Below are 19,227 nucleotides of genomic sequence, written 5' to 3' on the forward strand. Positions count from 1 at the left end.
CTTGCTACGAAAAAGAAGCTCCAGGATTGTAATTCATGTTGATCTTTGTACTGATTTGCACCACCATCAGCTCTCTTGAACAGGGAGATCATCCACTACTCGTTTCCTTTCAATGCCGAACGTATAATTATTATGTTTCACATTATATAATCATTTAAGAAGATATGTCAACAATCTTTTTTTTAAAATGAACAAAATCCATTTTCAAGATATAGCTTAGAAACTTATGTACCCGCATATTCCGCTATATACTCCATTCAAAATAAAAGTTTGTGGAAGCACTTTTAGCATAGCAAAATATATTTTCTGCAAAATCTTATTAACAAAAATTTTTTGAATCCTTTACTTACCGTACCATCATATCCTTCCTTTTCGAAGAACTGATGTGCTCTTTGACGTTTTGAATTACTTAATAACATAATTCTATGGCAATCTATTGATTTACAATATTCTTCAACGTAACGTAAAAGTTTTTGTCCTATTTTCTTATTTCGATGGCTTTCATGTACTATGATGTTTTCAACTACTCCATAAGGTCTTAGTCCATGCAAAGCCTGTAGACATATATTCAGTGTTAGTGTCCCTATTATTTCTCCATCTTCTTCATATACAAGCAAAAAGTTGTTATGGTCCTTTTTAATTTTGTTAATTTGTTCTTCTAGAACGTTCATTTTCTTGCTATTTGGTACTAACATTTTGTACATTTTGTACAGTTTGTAAATTTGAACAGTATCTGTACCATCAGCTTCACGAATCAAAACAAACGACCCTTCCCCTTATCATTTTCGTTTATAATAATTTATTCTTTTTGAAATTTTACTTTTTCCTTTTTAAACCAACTCACTCGTTTAGTTTAATAAATAGGCATTGTTAAATAGTACTGTTGTTTTCCCATATTCCTTTAAAGTCCCCCTTTAATGGAATAACTGTAAAGATAATGAAGCATTTTTAAAAACTACGTTTCCCTGCCCAAGCTCCTTGCATTTTACTTAGGAATACAATTTGTCCAATATGATATGCGTCGTGCATTACTAAACTCTTCAGTTCAAGCACTAATGATCTTTCTCTAGGGATCTGTCTATACAAATCTTCATGTTCTGATTTTGCTAATATTTTTTCAAGTTCACGATGAACATAAAAGTATTCTTGCTTTGTTTCCTTCCAATTTTGAAACGTCTCAGTTGGTAATCGAAATGTAGATTCATTATCTTTTGCCTGCGGTTCATTCGCAGTTTCACCAAGAAATCGCATCAGGAGTCTCTTTTTATAGAAAAGTAAATGACAAACTAATTCCCAAATGGAATTCATTTCCCTCTCACCAGGTTTCCAAATTGCCTGTTCAAAAGTAATATCCTCTAGCACTTTTTCAAGTGGCGGAAACCAGTCTTCTTCATCTAAGCAGCTTGCCCATTGTTGTAACAAAAGTGTTTTTACATCCATTTTCTATTCCCTCCAATTTAATCCCTTTAATAGATAGTCCCTTTGGTCAAAGCTCACAAATTAAAGTGTCTATATTAATGGAATGCAACTGCTTGTTGATTAACTTCGAATTAGTATTTAATTGTAATAGCTAATGTTCCCCATACCTTTTCTTGTTCAGGAGTATATATTTCATATGTTCCGTTTACCATATCATCCATTGTCCATCCTTCACATCCAAAATCTTCAAAAGGAATATCCTCATACATCTCTTTAAACGTATCGTATGTTCTGAGTTCAGTTACTTGAACTTGTAGCATTTCATTATGTTCAGGAACTTTGGTAAATTCAATCGTATCGCCAACTTTAATTTTCCTTCTTTTTTCATCATTCAGTCTAACCTCAACACGTTTTTTCCCCTCTTTAATGTCGTTAAAATATTCACTGTATAATCCCATTTGATGTATCAATTTACTTCCCCCTTTGTAAACATTCTTTATGTTTTGAATAACAAAAGGGATTCCTTAGCATCCCTTCTTTTACAATGTATTTTCAGTTTTATTTTTTTATAATCTAATATTTTCTTACCGTATTTTTCATCAATCATTATTAAGAGAATCTTTAATTCGATCCAACCATTCATTAACTAAATGATTAAAAAGCTGTGGTTGTTCAATTTGCAAATTATGACCTGCCGTATCCAATATAGAAAATGTTCCTCGAGGATACTTGTTTATTAAATCAAGTGCATCTTGTATCCAACAACAGAGTCTTGTCTTCCAAAAAGGAATAAACTAGGATTATAAAAATCAGACTGGTCAATCTCAAAAGTAAATCCATATTTATTCATAACCTTGTTTAAAAACTTTTCATCTCCAATTTTACAACCACTTAAAATTTCTTGGTTGTATCTTATCCAAGTATATTCATCTAGCACGACATTATTGTTTCTAAAATCTTCTAATTGTTCTTTTGATAAAGTTTCAACAAATCTTTCATCTATTTTCAATATCTTATGTTTCTCTATTGTTCTTTTTTCTGGATAAGGAATAATAACTGGACAAATAAATGCTGCACCAAGTATTTTTTCTTTTTGTTTTTGAATAACACCCCTGGCTAAATAACCACCATAAGATTCTCCAGCAATTATGTACTCTTGGTTAGGTATTATAGCTTGAATAAATTCTAAAACAGCATCCAACATTTCATCAGAACTACTTATGTTATTATAATTTTTTGTAATTCCCATGCCTGGTAGATCAATATATATACGTCTCCATCCATCCCTTTTATTAAATATAGGTTCCATACAACCTGTCATTAATCTATGGTCAGGAGAATAACCGTGTATCATTAAAATTGGAATACCTTCTCCAAATTCTTCATAATGTATTTCTGCTTGACGAACTTTGCAATACGCCATAGTCAATCCTTCTTTCTAAAAATAAATAATTATCCTATATCAAAAAATTGAATTTCCATTTTTTCACCTTAGACTTCATGGTTACTATTACTTTAAATAATTCTTTACACTATGGAATTATCCTTTAAATTTTACAGTAATAACTTAAAGCTTCTGTTCCTGTTTCCAATTAAACTCCATTATTCCATTTATTAACTGCAGCCGTTGAGAAAAGTACCTATGAACTTCTTTTTAAAACCCAATTTCCATTTTTATATATAAAAATTTAATGAAGAGTTCCACAGTTGATTTTATTGGAACTACTTCTACGTCATTCATTCTTAAGTGAATGGATGTCATTCCTGCTTCGTTCCAATTTGCCATTCTACTTTTTGTTTCGCTGTTTTCTTAAAGATTGTTGTTTTTGAATAACATATTAATAGAATATTTCTTATACTGTATTAATAGATTTAATGTATGACCAAATAAGGGAGGAATAGCTTTGAAAAAGGTAATAATAGCTATATTAGTAACCCTCGTCATATTAAACATAATTTACTTTCTAGCAAAAGCTCCACCAACATAGCAATTCCCTCTTAACGGAGGCTATTTTTTATTTTGAGTAACTCAGAAATTTTATCTGGTTCGTCTGGAAATAAATCTTCCTTATTGTACTAGAGTTTGATTTACTATCAGACTTAACTGTTAATAAGTTGCTGCTTGAAGACAAGGACATCATTGATTGGATTGAAAATAAGCGGAATAATCGCCGTAAGTTAAAAGGACCATCAAATGATGGTCCTTTTAGACTACAGAAAAACTTTCTTTCGCTATTTTCTTTATACAGAGTCAGAATAAAAATACAAGACACCTGATAAGCAAATATCTGGTGTCTTGTTAGTTCACTATTAAACTGAAAAATCCCAACTTACATCACTCTTATTCCATAAATTAAGCATTAACCTAACCGAAACCGAAAACCAAATATGATTGAAATCAAAACAGGAATAATTATAATAGTCAAGCCTGATAATACAAAAGCTGTTCGCACTTTTTCTCCATTTTTGAAGAACGAATACAATTCTCTGTACATTAATATTCCTATTAAGCCGCCTAAACAATTAAGAATAATATCATCAATATCTGCAGCACCGACCCCAAAAATAAATTGAAACAGTTCAACAAACAGTGTAGTGAGAAAAACAATCAGTGTGCTTATCCATATTTTTTTATTTTTCTTTAAAAATTGCAAATAAATCCCCAATGGAACAAATATTATGATATTTCCGATTATATTGCTCGCAACAATAATTGGAGAGACATTAAGCGAACCTGACAGGTAGCTGAATATAGTGTGAAACGGTATTATATTAACGCTTCTAATATATTCTCTGTTTGAGCTGAATAATTCTATTGGAGAAACGTACTTGAAAATCAACGCATAAGAAAACAGAAGAATATACAGCAATAGAAAAACTCCAAACAGCATAATGGAGTTGAATAGCTTCAATTTCTTCATATGACTTAACCCCTCAAATATCAATAACCTTACAGTTAAAACTACTAAATTCTAATTTAATTAATTATATCAGAGAATAAAAATGCTGCAATGTATATTAGGTGAATAAATATGCATTGCTACAAGATATAATTTGACTTTGTCTACAATCTGAGAAGACTATCAAATGATGGTCCTTTTCTTGCTAAGATAAGTTTTAGATTATATTTTGAATCCATTTCCTCATATTTATCCTTTTTAAATAATTTTTTTGTTAAACTATACTTCTTATTATTTTAACCTTTCTATTTATCAGTTTCTTATAGTATGATATTATTTCTGATAGTATTATAATATTTTATAAAATGAAGAGGTCATCATATGAATTCAACAAACTTACCGAAAACTAAAACAAAAGCTATTGTTATCAATGCACTTTTCATAGCATTAACACTAGTAGCCACATGGTTGATTAACATAAAGCTTCCAATACCGGGTAATGGGGGGCTAATTCATCTAGGTAACATTCCACTTTTTATTGCTGCTTTGGTATATGGCAAAAAAACAGGAGCTATAGCAGGTGCCTTCGGAATGGGTCTCTTCGACGTATTATCTGGCTGGGCATTATGGTCACCATTTACATTTGTCATCGTTGGAACAATGGGCTTCATCGTCGGACTTATTTCTGAAAAAGTACCCGGCAACAGAATGCTTGTGAACTCTCTTGCGGTTGCAGCTGCACTGATCATAAAAGTTGTTGGCTACTATTTTACTGAAGTGATACTTTATGGTAACTGGATTCAACCATTCGGTTCTATCCCAGGAAATGTAATGCAGGTTGTAATAGCAGGTATCATTGTAGTACCTCTTGCAGAACGCATAAAGAAAGTCATTAGAAAATAAAAAAATGATTGTTTAATAACGAATACCTGTAACAAAAATAAAAGAGGAGTTTCTTTCTTCTAGATAATTCACTTGGAGAAGAAACTACCTCTTTTTTATCACAGCAAGTACGCTATTGGTAAACCAACGCATTATTAGATTGTCACCAAATATAAACAATTGATTGGCAAAACCAATTTCTGTTGCAATAAGAAAATTTTTTCAATTTTATCTCCTTGAAATGATAACTCTTGCTAGACGAAACGGGTTTCATCAAAAACTTATTTCTTTGATAACTATGTTTTAATGATCAACTAGTTTCATTTCATCATCCCCTTGTGCAAAATAAAAAACACCCAATGATTTGGGTGCTTAGTGTTTATTAACACTTACAAAATTAACATTCTCAAGATTTATTCTAGTCAATACTTTTCTAATATCATACCAATCATAATATTTCCCTTGCTGATAAACTATGGAAAGAGCTTCTTTATCACTCTCAGCATCTAATAAAAATGATATATTAGAAATTGCATTATTGAAATGAAACGTAACCTTATATTTGCTCATAATTTCACCTCACTTTCATCTACTCAATTCGACAAAAAGAGATATTTCCCTTCTTCATAAATATTCAAAGAAAATACGCCCAACATTGAGCTATTAATAATTTCTTTTTTCAGCCATATACATTTTTCTCTCTAATACATCAGCTTTGAGAAACAAACAATTGAGCGAATTAATTCATTTTCGAATGCTGTTTGAGTGTCTTTTCGGAGATTACCTGTAATTTCATCCATATGTACTTTTTTCATACCCTCTTTCAAAGTACTTGAAAAGAGGTATTTCCCTTATGCCTAGTTTTGTCTTTCTATAATTGGAGTTTTCGAAATCAATAATTATCACTTATGGTAATCGATAACTTTTTTATAATTTTTTAACTACACAATTAAATATATAATTTTCTTAGAAGTAAATTAAAGGAGAACAAACTTATGGAATCAATTTTGAATGAATTTATGAACATACCGACAACATGTATTTCAGATGTTATGAATGGGTTAAACAACATGCATCCAGCAATCAAACCTTTGATGGAAAATTATAAGGTTGCCGGCAGAGCATTTACTGTCAAAATTCCCGTAGGTGATAACCTTGCTGTATTAAAAGCAATCAGAGAAGCTAAGGTTGGTGATGTCATTGTTATCGATGCTAAAGGGGATGAATACAGAGCAATTGCTGGTGATTTTATCTTGGGTATGGCCCAATCATTAGGCATTAGTGGAATAGTTGTTGACGGAGTAATTCGAGATATTTCTGGAGTGAAAAAATTAAACTTTCCGGTATTCTCCAGAGGAACATCTGTAGCTGCAAGTGGAAAAGCTGGTGTAGGAGAAATTAACATTCCAATTTCATGTGGTGGAACCGCTGTTAATCCTGGTGATATTATTGTTGGTGATGCTGATGGAGTTGTGGTAATACCGCAATATGAAGAACAAACAATTTTGGAAAAAGCAGTTGAGAAATTAAAAAAAGATGAGATAAGGGATCAGAATGTTTCTGGGAATATTGAAGCAATTAAGAAATACTTAGATGGCATGCTATCTAAGTAACATTTTTCAATTGTATTATACTTAGTGAATTGTTATGGAAAATTTATAAAACCTCATTGATAATTAATGAAAATGACGTATTCCTATATACGTCATTTTTTTGAAGAAGCAGCCGAAATAAGATCCACTTTTTTAGTTACAAGCTTATTTCTTTTAAGCAAACATATCTTTTTTATTGTAATTCTCTACTAAAATTTCCTTTACTCCAATTGGATACACAATGATATCGCTGAATAGAACTTTACTTATAGGAACCCAAACCGCTTTGGTTATCTTGTCACCTTCTGTTACCACAAATGTATCTCTTTCGTATAAGGTTTTATCCTTAAACTCGACTAAATAAATTTGTGTGATTTCATGACCGACCTTTTCACCAATTTTATAAATGTTTTCGGTGCATTTAATATAATGAATGATTGATATTTCTGCGTTTATCTCTTCCTTATATTCCCTTACAAGTGTTTCCTCCGACCTCTCTCCAAGTTCAATTGTCCCACCTAAAGGACGATAAAAGGTCCCTACCCCTTTTGAATGCACGCCAATTTGTTCTTCCAAAAGAATTCGATCTTCGTGAATTAATATTCCTAAAGTATTTGCCCGAGGGTGCATTATCCTTCATCCTTTCCAGATTCGATTTTATTTAGTGGCTTTATTCTACAAAAATACTTTGTTTTCCTTTAGAAAGGTAAAAACCCCGCATAAAATCATGCGGGGCTTTACTATACTATCTCTCCATAACCGCAAAATAATTACCTTCATCATCCGCAAAGTTAAATACCTTACCAGTTGGCATTTGTACAATTTCTCCAACTATAATGTTTTTATCTGAGTAGTCCTTATATAGTGCATCAAGATTTTCAGAGAAAAACATTAGTGACGGTGTACCGAGGTTTAATTCTGGCGACATTTTTGCAACCAATTCCTTATCATGAAGGATAATGCTAGTTTCGGAATTTTTCGTTGGTGCAATTTCGAACCATTTGAAGCCTTGTCCATTATCTTCTGAAGCGACTAGAGTGAAGCCTGCTTTTTCTGTCCAAAACTTTAAAGATTCTTCTTGGTTATTTACATATAACATAATTTGACCGACTTTATTAATCATTTGGATTCTCCTTTTTTTGGTTTATTGGGATTAATACTTGTTTTTAATTTTATATTGTCACAGTAATGAACACAATTAACAGTATGGAACAAATGATTAGGATTTTATCCGTGATGCTTGTTTTCAGTTTCTTCTTCCTGTTATAGATAATGATTTTGGCAAAATAATAAACCAGGACTAACAATAACAGGACTCCAATCACAATATTTACTATCAACTTAGGTGGTCCATATAAGTTAAAAATAGTAATAGAAATAACAAAGATCAAATAAAAGATCCTTTTTGTACCAGGATATTTATCTTTATTAAATAGAAATTCATAAATATTAGTTTTTCTATCCAAATATTTCCGCCTCCATATAAAAAAATCTTAACTTCATTCTCGATTTTTATAATAAATCACAAAATCAGTCCACTTACCATCTTCAAAAGAAAACTCTTTTCTTACACATTCAAAATGGAATCCTGTCCGTTCTGCAAGTCGAATGGAAGGCTGATTATCAACATTTATATGTAATTCAATTCTATGATATCCTAAGTGTTCGAAGAATGATTCAGTAGCCATTAAGACACTTTCGGTAGCATAGCCGTTTTTCCAGAAATGATTATGAATGGAATACCCCATCATTGCCCATTGATAATCCTTTCTTAGGATCGTGCTTATTTCTAATTTTCCAACGTTCACCCCATCTTTTTTACGGAAAATCCCAAAAATATATGTATCATCTTTAAGCGCTTCCTCATGAAAACCATTAATCCATTCTGTAAACCATTCTTCAGTAGACAGCGGCATATCCGTAGGCCGTCCATCATCATATTTATATTGTGATGGTAATCGATTATCGTATTGGGTATACCAATTTTTATAATCGTTTTTTACATATGGTCGTACTATCAATCTATCAGTTTCGATTTTTAAATTTGTTCTTTCCACTTATTATTTCTCCTTATACATTACCAATTTCTATTTGATTTTCTTACTAAAAAACATAAATCATGGACATGTTCAAAGCCGACTTTTTTATATAATCTAATAGCATTATGTTTCGCTGAATTTACACAAAGAGTAATGGAATTTATACTTTCAAAAGTAAATAACCATTGCAAAGCCATAGTTAACAACTTTCCGCCAATTCCCTTACCTCTATATTTTTTCTTTACAGCAAAAAACTCAATATTTGCCTCTCCAAATTCAGGATTTGCTTCCACATATATATAACCTGATAGGTCCTCATGTTCTTTTGTAATAAAAACTTTTCTGTGTTTATTTTGACGATCAATGATTTGCGAACCTTCATAGTACGTTCCTGGGAAAACTTCATTATGAAGATTAATAAAATCAACATAGTGTTCTTTAGTCAATTCAAGGACGGATTCTTTTTTCAAGTCTTCCGTATATGACTTTTTAATCTCCAATATGGATTGTTCGCTTTTTAATTGAAATCCTAATTCATCAGCAAAACGAATACAGCTCGCGTTCTTTTTATTCAAAAATAAATATATATCCTCTATGATATCGGGTAGCAGCTCAAGCATTTCATTCCACATATCTGTTGAAATATCCCAATGAGATCGCTTGATGAATGGACCCCATACTTCAACACTTTTGTTTTCAAGGTCAGCATCGAATCCTAAAACACCTACTAAATTATTATTCTCATAAGCAACTATGAAACTCTCCCAAAAAGGAATTTCCAAATCCTCTAAAGAGTCTCGAATTTTTTCTTGAATAACCCCACAATATCCAATATGGGAAATTTCTACTTGATTCATTTTTGAAATAAACTTAGCAACATTTTGAATATCATGTTGGCTCATTTTCTTTATTTGCATGATCAGTATCCTATCTCTTTCTTTGATTTATATTCGTCTATAGACTGCGATATTTTCACTTCCCCAATTACTTAATAGAGTTTCTTTTTTTACAATTTGCCATGGATTAAAAAATGATTGTCCATCTTTATTGAAAAATAAATCGTCCTCCAGATGAAAGGATGCATGAATAATATCGAATTTATCATTTTTCCATAAGATGATATCCTGTGGTTCAAGTTGAGCAATCTCGCAATCTATCTCCTGATATCCCCGCATTTCTAACCCTAGTAACAATGTATCCTGATGTACCCACTGTGTTATCAACCATTCTGTAGCAGTTACATTTTCTGTTGCAGCTGCCAATGTGGCTGCAAAGCAATTAGGTCCATTCAACGCTGGAAAGCGATTAATATAGCTTTCTAGCAAATTTGGTACTTTAACATCATTTGTTTCAGGTATTTCATCTATATAGGATTCGGCTAGTTTACTTAATAGATTCCTTTTGAAATCCATAGGTAGCAAACTCCACATTTCCTTTTGAAATGCAATAAATGTTTCCTCCTCAACTTGAAACACATAGGATTCAATGAGTTTCGAAGTTTCTAATTGAATATCCATTGGAAGTGTATTTAATACTTCTTGAATCTCACTCCAGTCATAAATCAATCCCCTATTTAGCCTTTTTTGGATATGTAAAATGGCGATTTTCTTTTCCAAATCAATGGTTGGAAATAGTTCTGGTGGGGCAACACAAACATATTGACCTTTTTTGGAAACCGCCCATAACTGGTAACTATTAATAATATTAATAGAATGATAACTACCATGATCATTAAATTCCTTACGTGGAATAATTAGCGATCCAATAGGCAAGAAGCTTTTTACCTCATCCATCGTTTCAAATAAAAAAAGGTCTACATCCGGTACAGCAATTTTCTCCCATTTATCTAGTGTAAATTCATCTATTTTAAATAGTTGGTATATTTCCTCCATCATTTCCCCCACTTTGATTATTTGTCAAAACGTTTTGATTATTATACACCATTTGTAGCAGAATTTTCAAAATACTACATCCAATTATTCTCAATCAATAAAATTATGAGATTGCCAACCATGTATGATTATGGTAAAAGTATATTATATACATCTTAATTCTAGGTAGGTGGTTAACTTGTTCAACCGGGAATTGGTAAAGGGCAGTACTTCCCTGCTTTTACTACACTTATTAGAAGAGCAAGATATGTATGGATATCAACTTTCGAAAGAAATGGAGCGTCGGAGCGAAGATGCTTTTCATGTAAAGGAAGGTACATTATATCCAGCTTTGAAAAAATTAGAGGAACAAGGATATATTAATTCGTACTGGCAAGAGCAAGACAAAGGACCAGCTCGTAAGTATTACCATATCACGAAGGATGGGAAAGAAGCTCTCCTTCAAAAGTCAAAAGAATGGAATCGTTTTGTAGGTGTCATGTCAAAGGTATTAGGGGACTAAGATGAGTTACGAGAAATTGGATTATTTGGAGAAAGTTAAAAAAGCTTTGAAAAACCATCCAGATGCAATGGATATTTATCATGAAATCTCTTGTCATATAGAGGATGGGATCAAGGACAAAATGCTAACTGGCATCTCAGAAAATCAAGCAACAAACGAAATGCTTCATCAAATGGGAGACCCTAATGAATTAGGGAAAAGCTTTCATCTTCCAAGTGCTCTACAGAAAATAAAATATTTAGTTGTATTAAATTGGTTTTTCTTTGTAGGCGGTATAATGGTGACGTATGTTAGTCATCATTCTGAATTTGCGATTACACAACAGATTTGGAGAACTTTGGTAAATCTAGCTCATCCTATTCTATTTCTTTACACGATCTACTGGCTATACTTAGGATATTCCATTGGAAAACTTTATGGTCCAAAAGGAAAATTACATATAAACAAAACTTTAATGCAAGCATCTATACCCAATTTGATTCTTATGTCAGTGGTTTTGTTCCATTTTATTCCAACCGACCTTTTTTCACCCATATTGAATCCAGCATTTATCCTAGTATGTGTTGCAGCAACTTTTGTTTTTTATCCGCTTAGTAAACTTGCATTTAAAATTGGGATCATTCATGGTCTCTAATTTTTTTATGAAACTACATAGAAATTCTATGTACTTATTTTAGGAGGAGTTACCACTATGTCATTATCAATATGGCTACTAATTGCTGTTATCTTAACCATTTTCAGTATAAGTTTTATTAGAGTTCGCTTTAATATCAAATACAATTTCCAATCACCATTAACTGCTGGTGGAGCATTACTTATTATTAATTTAATACTCATAACAATAACAGTATTGGGTTCATTTTACATTCCCTTTTCCACGCCGATTTTTATTGCTTTATCGCCTGTAGCTAGTGTGGTGGCATGGGTCTATATAAGACAAAGTTTCCTAAAGACGTTTTTGAAAAGATTATATGCAATCTTAATTGGACAATCGGTCTATATTATCTTGTTTATCTATTTCTTATACAAATATCAACATTTAGTACCTCTTTATCCAGGAGACGATACTTTTATGAGTGCACTTGGACTTGGCATTGGTATGATCATTTCCATCGGTGCAACGGTAATTGGCATGATCGTATTCTTAATACCGCGAGTGCCAGGTGCCAGATTATAATAATTACAATCTGGTACCTGGCACCACTTTCTACACTAAATATGTTATTAGTAAAATCAAGATAATAGGTCCAAATATAATGAGATATCCGATTGGATGGGCGAAGTTGATGGTCCAGCCTACCCCAAAGCGCTTTTCAACGAAGATAGATGGATCATTTTTATTAAAATAAAAGAGGCCACCTTTCCAATATTCTTCGCTTTCTTCAATATCTGCCACTCCGGTGACGGACTGAAATTCTTCGGTTTTATCCGTTCTTCCAACTTTGATGGCAAAAATAATCGTTCCGATTAATACTAAAAGTAAGAAGATAAACGGGATTGCCATTGCATAAGCACCACTCATTAAATGTGGGTGAATAGTAGTTAATTGAAAATAAGAAAAAAGTGCTGTAATCAGTAAGCTTATAACGAACATAAACGAGCTCGAATATTTTCGTAAGGCAAGTTGACGGTTCTTTGATGCATTTGGATTGGTCGCATTTATTTTAATTCCTGAACGCTTAGTTGTCACCATAATTCCTAAGAACATCAATTGAATAACCAATAGCATTAGTAACATTGTAATGGATGAAAATGGTGTCTTATCCGTGTAGGAATCAGGTTTTCCATCAGGTCCCCAGTGCATTGGAATTTGCGCTGGCAAATGCTGATAATGCAGAATTGTATAGCCCATTAACCCAAGTGTTATCAGGACTGGTAGCAGAAATACATACCATGGCAGCATTTCATCCTGCAATCGGGCAGTTAAATCAGTAACTTTTACTTGTTTTACATTTTCAACCCACTTCTGTGCTTTTTTTCGCTTCAATGTTTTGGCATGAAAATAAAAATAAAGCGACATGCTAATCAACAAAACCCCGTAGGTCAATGCTAAGCCTGAAAACACGAGTGCTTCTTCAGTTTGTTTACCATTTAAAAACCATATTACATAAATGGCTAAACCTATGATAGAAACGAAAAACACCAGAAGTGAATACAATTTTTTATATGATAATAGCTTCTGATCCTTCGCATATTGATCAGGAATGGAAACTCCAAATACTACAGTCCGTTTCACTATATATGGAAGCATCGTTTGCATTATTATCATTACAATTAAAACGACTAATGGAATTATTAGTGCCATTATCTTCCCCTCTTTTCACTTATTCATTTTTAGCCTTTCAAGTCCTTCATGATGGAATCAATTAAAGTATGAACTTGCACTTGTTCTAGTCCCATTACTAAAACTTCTGCAATTTTCGGTTTTAGTTCCTCCACTAGTTTTCTGTATAATGGGTCTCCTTCCGCAATTGTCATTGCAGCCTGAATAACCGCACCTGACTTTGGAATAATTCTTATGATCCCTTTTTTCTCCAATTCATGGTAGCTTTTGTTAACCGTATGCATATTCACTCCAAGGTCTGCAGCCAATGATCTTACAGATGGTAGTGAATCCCCAGCTCTCATATCCCCTCTTGCTATTCCTTCTATAATTTGATTGGATAGTTGTGTATAAATCGGGATATCAGCTTGAGGTTCGATTTGTATAATCATTGTTATTCACCTCTTTTTATTCTACTTCTATCATAACAAAACTGTTCTAGATTGCATAGAACAAAAGTATAATTTGTACTATATTCTTAACATTTCAACCTCCTTCAACCAAGTCTCTTTCATTGAAAGAATTCTCGAATATTGATATTCTAATTACATATTTCGCAAGACATTATCTTGAAGGAGTGATACTGGATGAATTTTGTTACATTAAATAATGGGATAAAAATGCCTCAACTAGGCTTTGGAGTTTGGCAAGTAAAAGATGATGAAGCAACAGATGCAGTCACGAAAGCTCTTGATGTTGGGTATCGATCTATCGACACCGCTATGATTTATCAAAATGAAAAAGGTGTAGGTCAGGCACTTAATGAAACATCTGTACCTCGTGAGGATCTGTTTATCACAACAAAAGTTTGGAATAGTGATCATGGCTTTGAAAATACTTTGCGGGCATTCGATGAAAGCTTAGAAAGATTAGGTTTAGACTATGTTGACTTATATTTGATTCATTGGCCAACTCCTCAATTTGACGAATATGTTGATACATACAAGGCGCTTGAAAAACTATATCATGATGGACGTGTAAAGGCGATTGGTGTTTGTAATTTTAACATAGAACACTTAGAGCGTATTCTAGCAGAATGCGAAGTAAAGCCTGTCTTAAACCAAGTAGAATGTCATCCATATTTATCTCAAACTGAATTAAAGGATCTTTGTGCAAAGCATGATATTTTTGTTGAAGCTTGGAGTCCTCTACAACAAGGTGGAGAAGTTCTTAAAGATGAAACCATCCAAAAGATTGCTGGGTCACATGACAAAACACCTGCACAGGTTGTATTAAGATGGCACTTACAAAATAATTCAATTGTCATCCCGAAATCTGTAACACCTTCTAGAATTGAAGAAAACTTTAATGTCTTTGATTTCGAATTAACTGCTGAAGAAATGGCGGAAATTAATAACCTTAATCGTAACGAACGAAAAGGTCCTAACCCAGCAGATATGAATCGTAGATAAATTAAAATTACAAGTTTTTATTATTTTCGGGTCTGTTAAAGTTTAATGTTGATATATGGTGAAAAAATCAGAACTGCCAATTATTTGGGGGTTCTGATTTGCTGTATAAGCTTATTTAACAAAAGCACTCTTTAAGAGTAATCCTTCACAATATCAAAGTTAAATGGTTATCCATAAAAAAAGCCGATGTTCCTTGAAGGAGATCGACTTATTGTTGCTATAGAAACTAAAATTATATATCTAGTTTACGGGTTCCAATCCATTTCACCATTTTAGGGTCCCTGTGTGAAAAGAATAAGCTCTCTTTTGTATCTAAAGTGGCAATTTGGTCCATATCTTCTCGGCTTAATTCAAAGTCAAAGATGTTGAAGTTTTCGACGATTCTTTCTTTACGGACAGACTTTGGAATCGCAACAACTCCTCTTTGCGTTAACCAACGTAAAACCACCTGAGCAACAGATTTATTATACTTTTCGCCTATGGAAACCAGAATTTCGTTCTGGAACATGTTGTTTTTTCCTTCGGCAAATGGCCCCCAAGACTCTATTTGTACATTGTTCTCTATCATTAAGGCATGACTTTCAATCTGCTGATTGAATACGTGTGTTTCGACTTGGTTAACTGCTGGAACCACTTCATTATGGATAATCAAATCAGTAAGACGGTCTGAGTGGAAGTTACTTACTCCAATTGCCCTGATTTTCCCTTCACGGTACAATTCCTCCATGGCACACCAAGAACCGTATACATCACCAAATGGCTGATGGATTAAGTATAGATCCAAGTACTCCAATTGCAGCCTTTCCAGTGATTTTTCTAATGCTTTCTTTGTTTTTTCATAACCAGTATCCTGAACCCAAAGTTTTGTAGTAATGAATAATTCCTCTCTTGGTACACCACTCCGCTTGATTGCTCTTCCAACCGCTTCTTCATTTAGATAAGACGCTGCAGTATCGATCAAACGATATCCCGCCATAATCGCATCGTAAACGGCCTGCTCACATTCATTTTCATCCTGAATTTGAAAAACTCCAAAGCCAAGGATTGGCATCTCTACACCATTATTTAACGTTACTTTTTGCATATAAAATCCTCCTGTGTTTATCGTAAATTATTTCCCTACCCTATTTGCATATTCAGCCGGGTAGCGATCTCCCAAGACATCAATTTTCGATAAGGCATCATTTAAATCATTAGCTTCTTCACGACTCAGTTCAATATCAGCTGCCTCAAGGTTTTCTTCGAGACGCTCCAACTTCCGCGTTCCTGGAATCGGAACAATCGATGGATTCTGAGCAAGAACCCACGCAAGTGCGATTTGAGCTGGTGTTGCGTCTTTTTCAACGGCAACCTTGTTTATCAAATTAACCAATACTTGATTTGCATCGATGTTTTCAGGTTTGAATCGGGGAACAATGCTGCGGAAATCCGAACTGTCGAACCTTACATCCTTTTTAATTGTGCCGGTAAGGAATCCCTTGCCCAACGGACTGAAAGGAACAAAGCCGATTCCCAGCTCTTCAAGGGTAGGCAACAAGTCATTTTCAGGACTTCTCCACATCATTGAGTATTCACTTTGAACCGCAGTAAGTGAATGAACAGAGTTTGCACGGCGAATCGTTTCCACTCCTGCTTCAGAAAGACCCCAATGCTTAATCTTCCCTTCCTTGATTAGGTCTTGTATTACTCCTGCTACCTCTTCAATTGGAACATTTGGGTCCACCCGATGCTGATAGTAAAGATCGATGGTATCGACCTTAAGGCGTTTAAGCGAATCTTCGATTGACTGCCTAATACGTTCCGGCTTACTATCAAGCACTTGCTTGCCATTTATCATCTGGATACCAAATTTGGTTGCGATAACGACTTTTCCCTTAAAAGGAGCAAGGGCTTCCCCTACCAATTCCTCATTGACAAAAGGACCATATACTTCTGCCGTATCGAAGAAAGTAACACCCCGATCAATAGCCTTATGAATAAGCGTAATCATCTCTTGCTTGTCCGAAGCAGGTCCGTATCCATGGCTCATGCCCATGCAACCAAGCCCAATGGAAGAAACCACCAATTCAGTCCTTCCTAATTTACGCTTTTTCATGATGATTCAACCCCTTCCAGTCAAGATGTATAGAAAACTTTTAACTCCCTTATTATGCAACAAAAAAATAGGAAACCCTTATATCATTCCTATCAAATTATTGCCTAATTCTCTCACACCACTAACACTTCAGAGGAATATGTATTAATATGTAACTATAAAAAACAGGCACACAGGAGGTTTTCATGTCCAAACAAATCGACAAACAGCGTTCGGAACTCGCCCACCTTATTCATAGGTACACAGGTAAGGACGGGGCACATGAGACTGCTATATCTTCTTTAACATTCTCTCGATTCTCTGATGTAACAGGTCCAGCTTACGGAGTATACATTCCCTCCTTATGCATAATCGTTCAAGGCAGTAAGGAGGTATTACTGGCACAGGAGACCTATGTGTACGGTCCTGCCGATTACCTCGTTGCATCCGTGAACTTGCCAGTTACCGGTATAGTTACGAAAGCTTCTTCTGAAAATCCGTATTTGGCACTCAAACTTGAATTTACACCCAACCAAATATTGGAGGTATTACAGGAATCACAACTTAGAGTTAACCCAAAAGAAAGTGCAAGTAGAGGCATGTATGTAAGCCAAATTGAGGATTCTTTATTGGACGCAGTAACCAGGCTAGTACATTTGCTGGAAACTCCGAACGATATACCGGTTCTTGCACCTCTTATCATAAAGGAAATTATTTATAGGGTTTTACAAGGGCAGCATGGCGTTACATTAGGACAAATCGGACTAGAAGGAAGTTCAGCTCAACTCATAGGGGATGTTATTGAACATATCATGAAAAACTATGACCAGTCTTTTCGGATTGAAGACCTTACAGAAATTGCGAACATGAGTGTTTCTTCCTTTCATAGGCACTTTAAAGAGGTCACAGCAATGAGTCCTATTCAGTTTCAAAAACAACTAAGGCTACAGGAAGCTCGTCGTCTGTTATTATCCGAGTCAACGGATGCCACCGATGCTGCATTCCGAGTAGGCTATGAAAGTCCGTCTCAATTCAGCAGAGAATACTCTAGGATGTTTGGTTTGCCGCCTAAAGAGGATATTAAACGATTAAAAGCAACCTATGAGCAGAAAATTATAAACCCATAATCGCTTCTTATGGCCGGATTTTTTTGTGGAGGAAGAAGAAAATAATTTGAAGAGAGGGATCAAAGGAAAAGTTGGTGAGACCAACAGATCATGAATAATATAACTTAAACTCCCGCCTTTTTGTGACCAAAAAGCTGATAACATTTTGTTGATCAGCTTAACTCCTTTTTAGCACTAAGTACCTATTTCAAACGTTTTATATATAAAAGAAGAGAAAAAATAGTTCTGTTTATACTTCATTCTACAGATATGCATTGCTGGCTAACCATATTTAGTTACATATTTCAACCACAGCCCACCATCATCCAGCTTTTCAACTTCTTTTAAGAAGAAATGTCCAAAAGTAAAGTGTTCCTCCGTGGTAATCCTGCCGCAATTCCATGCTTTACATCCGTAACGGCTATGAATATTTTCATACTCTTCAATAAAATATTAGGTTCGTTTTTCTAACAAATAATCTCCAATGATTTTTCCATCCAATGATGTCAGCATGTGGCAAACGATATATGGGCTTTCCAGCGTTATTACTCCTTTCTATAAGAAAAAATCATATTGCTTTGGATTGAAAAAGCCCTGTATAACAGGGCAATTCTTATTATAACTATTAATTCAATTTGTTATATTCCTCATCTGTTACTGGTTCCAACCATTCAGGTATACCTGTAGTAATAGCAATGTGCTCAAACCAACTATCTTTTGTAGCACCATGCCAGTGTTTTACACCATCATGGGTGACAATAACGTCACCAGCTTTTAAGAATTGAGCAGGCTTTCCTTCTTCTTGATACCAACCCTCGCCACCAGTTACTAATAAAAGTTGAAATCCATCACGATGAATATGCCAATTATTTCTGCATCCCGGTTCAAAGGTCACATTACCAACGCCCACACTCACTTTTGGATCAGCAACTAAAGTTTTAAGATAACTTTGACCCACAAAAAATTGTGCAAATGCTTCATTTTTCTCTCCCACTGGGAATATAACGCCATTTTTTACTTCTTCATGTTTTATCATGTTAATTCCTCCAATAGACTTTATTTTTTTATATCGACCAGATGGATTTT

General features: G+C 34.0%; 23 protein-coding genes, 1 pseudogene and 1 other annotated feature (1 of these 25 cut by a window edge). Of the genes and pseudogenes, 7 read left to right on the top strand and 17 right to left on the bottom strand.

Features of this window, described 5'->3' with window-relative positions; translation table 11 throughout:
* Window positions 1–122: a binding site (T-box leader), on the bottom strand; it reaches 286 nt to the left of the window's first position.
* 162 nt (window positions 123–284) lie between these two features.
* From AC3WJF_RS13360 to AC3WJF_RS13380, 5 genes and pseudogenes are all read right to left on the bottom strand, one after another.
* Entirely contained in the window at window positions 285–758 is a 474-nt protein-coding gene (locus tag AC3WJF_RS13360) for a GNAT family N-acetyltransferase (RefSeq protein WP_492452946.1), read from the bottom strand.
* A gap of 190 nt (window positions 759–948) precedes the next feature.
* A complete protein-coding gene (locus tag AC3WJF_RS13365; RefSeq protein WP_492452948.1) occupies window positions 949–1,440 on the bottom strand; it encodes a DinB family protein in 492 nt (163 codons plus the stop codon).
* 110 nt (window positions 1,441–1,550) lie between these two features.
* Entirely contained in the window at window positions 1,551–1,889 is a 339-nt protein-coding gene (locus AC3WJF_RS13370) for an ASCH domain-containing protein (protein ID WP_492452950.1), read from the bottom strand.
* Window positions 1,890–2,018: 129 nt separating this feature from the next.
* Window positions 2,019–2,842, bottom strand: a pseudogene (locus AC3WJF_RS13375) (alpha/beta fold hydrolase).
* 937 nt (window positions 2,843–3,779) lie between these two features.
* Window positions 3,780–4,340 carry a VanZ family protein gene (locus tag AC3WJF_RS13380; RefSeq protein WP_492452952.1) on the bottom strand — a complete coding sequence of 187 codons (561 nt, stop codon included), beginning with the start codon at window positions 4,338–4,340 and terminating at the stop codon, window positions 3,780–3,782.
* A gap of 360 nt (window positions 4,341–4,700) precedes the next feature.
* Here AC3WJF_RS13380 and AC3WJF_RS13385 point away from each other — a divergent pair, with 360 nt between their 5' ends.
* On the top strand, window positions 4,701–5,222 hold the full coding sequence (locus tag AC3WJF_RS13385; RefSeq protein WP_492452954.1) for an ECF transporter S component: 522 nt from the start codon (window positions 4,701–4,703) through the stop codon (window positions 5,220–5,222).
* Between the two features lie 351 nt (window positions 5,223–5,573).
* On the opposite strand, the gene AC3WJF_RS13390 is transcribed toward AC3WJF_RS13385, so the two are convergent.
* Window positions 5,574–5,771, bottom strand: a complete 198-nt coding sequence (locus AC3WJF_RS13390) for a hypothetical protein (protein WP_492452956.1) — start codon at window positions 5,769–5,771, stop codon at window positions 5,574–5,576.
* Window positions 5,772–6,196: 425 nt separating this feature from the next.
* On the opposite strand from AC3WJF_RS13390, the gene AC3WJF_RS13395 reads away from it, so the two are divergent.
* On the top strand, window positions 6,197–6,814 hold the full coding sequence (locus AC3WJF_RS13395) for an RraA family protein (protein ID WP_492452958.1): 618 nt from the start codon (window positions 6,197–6,199) through the stop codon (window positions 6,812–6,814).
* Between the two features lie 153 nt (window positions 6,815–6,967).
* Here the strand turns inward: AC3WJF_RS13395 and AC3WJF_RS13400 are convergent, their stop codons facing one another.
* From AC3WJF_RS13400 to AC3WJF_RS13425, 6 genes are all read right to left on the bottom strand, one after another.
* Window positions 6,968–7,423: an NUDIX hydrolase gene (locus tag AC3WJF_RS13400; protein WP_492452959.1), complete on the bottom strand. Its 456-nt coding sequence runs from the start codon at window positions 7,421–7,423 to the stop codon at window positions 6,968–6,970.
* Between the two features lie 115 nt (window positions 7,424–7,538).
* Window positions 7,539–7,916: a VOC family protein gene (locus AC3WJF_RS13405; RefSeq protein WP_492452961.1), complete on the bottom strand. Its 378-nt coding sequence runs from the start codon at window positions 7,914–7,916 to the stop codon at window positions 7,539–7,541.
* 49 nt (window positions 7,917–7,965) lie between these two features.
* Window positions 7,966–8,259: a hypothetical protein gene (locus AC3WJF_RS13410; RefSeq protein ID WP_492452963.1), complete on the bottom strand. Its 294-nt coding sequence runs from the start codon at window positions 8,257–8,259 to the stop codon at window positions 7,966–7,968.
* Window positions 8,260–8,292: 33 nt separating this feature from the next.
* On the bottom strand, window positions 8,293–8,850 hold the full coding sequence (locus AC3WJF_RS13415; protein WP_492452965.1) for a GNAT family N-acetyltransferase: 558 nt from the start codon (window positions 8,848–8,850) through the stop codon (window positions 8,293–8,295).
* A 20-nt stretch (window positions 8,851–8,870) separates the two neighbouring features.
* Window positions 8,871–9,749 (bottom strand): GNAT family N-acetyltransferase, encoded by an 879-nt coding sequence (locus AC3WJF_RS13420; RefSeq protein ID WP_492452967.1) that lies wholly within the window; start codon window positions 9,747–9,749, stop codon window positions 8,871–8,873.
* 27 nt (window positions 9,750–9,776) lie between these two features.
* Window positions 9,777–10,727, bottom strand: a complete 951-nt coding sequence (locus AC3WJF_RS13425) for a hypothetical protein (protein WP_492452969.1) — start codon at window positions 10,725–10,727, stop codon at window positions 9,777–9,779.
* Window positions 10,728–10,902: 175 nt separating this feature from the next.
* Here AC3WJF_RS13425 and AC3WJF_RS13430 point away from each other — a divergent pair, with 175 nt between their 5' ends.
* Genes AC3WJF_RS13430 through AC3WJF_RS13440 form a run of 3 tightly spaced genes read left to right on the top strand, consistent with a single transcriptional unit; the run spans window position 10,903 to window position 12,403 of the window.
* Window positions 10,903–11,226: a PadR family transcriptional regulator gene (locus tag AC3WJF_RS13430; protein WP_492452971.1), complete on the top strand. Its 324-nt coding sequence runs from the start codon at window positions 10,903–10,905 to the stop codon at window positions 11,224–11,226.
* Window position 11,227: 1 nt separating this feature from the next.
* Window positions 11,228–11,860 carry a permease prefix domain 1-containing protein gene (locus AC3WJF_RS13435; protein ID WP_492452973.1) on the top strand — a complete coding sequence of 211 codons (633 nt, stop codon included), beginning with the start codon at window positions 11,228–11,230 and terminating at the stop codon, window positions 11,858–11,860.
* Window positions 11,861–11,917: 57 nt separating this feature from the next.
* On the top strand, window positions 11,918–12,403 hold the full coding sequence (locus tag AC3WJF_RS13440; protein WP_492452974.1) for a hypothetical protein: 486 nt from the start codon (window positions 11,918–11,920) through the stop codon (window positions 12,401–12,403).
* A gap of 30 nt (window positions 12,404–12,433) precedes the next feature.
* On the opposite strand, the gene AC3WJF_RS13445 is transcribed toward AC3WJF_RS13440, so the two are convergent.
* Window positions 12,434–13,531, bottom strand: coding sequence for a DUF1648 domain-containing protein (locus AC3WJF_RS13445; RefSeq protein ID WP_492452976.1), 1,098 nt, complete (start codon window positions 13,529–13,531; stop codon window positions 12,434–12,436).
* Between the two features lie 29 nt (window positions 13,532–13,560).
* A complete protein-coding gene (locus AC3WJF_RS13450) occupies window positions 13,561–13,941 on the bottom strand; it encodes a GntR family transcriptional regulator (RefSeq protein ID WP_492452978.1) in 381 nt (126 codons plus the stop codon).
* Window positions 13,942–14,136: 195 nt separating this feature from the next.
* On the opposite strand from AC3WJF_RS13450, the gene AC3WJF_RS13455 reads away from it, so the two are divergent.
* Entirely contained in the window at window positions 14,137–14,961 is an 825-nt protein-coding gene (locus tag AC3WJF_RS13455) for an aldo/keto reductase (RefSeq protein ID WP_492452980.1), read from the top strand.
* A 232-nt stretch (window positions 14,962–15,193) separates the two neighbouring features.
* Here the strand turns inward: AC3WJF_RS13455 and AC3WJF_RS13460 are convergent, their stop codons facing one another.
* Both AC3WJF_RS13460 and AC3WJF_RS13465 read right to left on the bottom strand, forming a co-directional pair.
* Complete coding sequence (locus AC3WJF_RS13460; RefSeq protein ID WP_492452982.1) at window positions 15,194–16,045, bottom strand: aldo/keto reductase; 852 nt, start codon at window positions 16,043–16,045, stop codon at window positions 15,194–15,196.
* Between the two features lie 27 nt (window positions 16,046–16,072).
* On the bottom strand, window positions 16,073–17,056 hold the full coding sequence (locus AC3WJF_RS13465) for an aldo/keto reductase (protein WP_492452984.1): 984 nt from the start codon (window positions 17,054–17,056) through the stop codon (window positions 16,073–16,075).
* Between the two features lie 185 nt (window positions 17,057–17,241).
* Here AC3WJF_RS13465 and AC3WJF_RS13470 point away from each other — a divergent pair, with 185 nt between their 5' ends.
* A complete protein-coding gene (locus AC3WJF_RS13470; RefSeq protein WP_492452986.1) occupies window positions 17,242–18,162 on the top strand; it encodes an AraC family transcriptional regulator in 921 nt (306 codons plus the stop codon).
* A gap of 604 nt (window positions 18,163–18,766) precedes the next feature.
* Here AC3WJF_RS13470 and AC3WJF_RS13475 read toward each other — a convergent pair.
* Window positions 18,767–19,177, bottom strand: a complete 411-nt coding sequence (locus AC3WJF_RS13475; protein ID WP_492452988.1) for a cupin domain-containing protein — start codon at window positions 19,175–19,177, stop codon at window positions 18,767–18,769.
* Window positions 19,178–19,227: the final 50 nt, after the last annotated feature.

It is taken from the genome of Heyndrickxia sp. FW510-T9, from assembly GCF_058781025.1.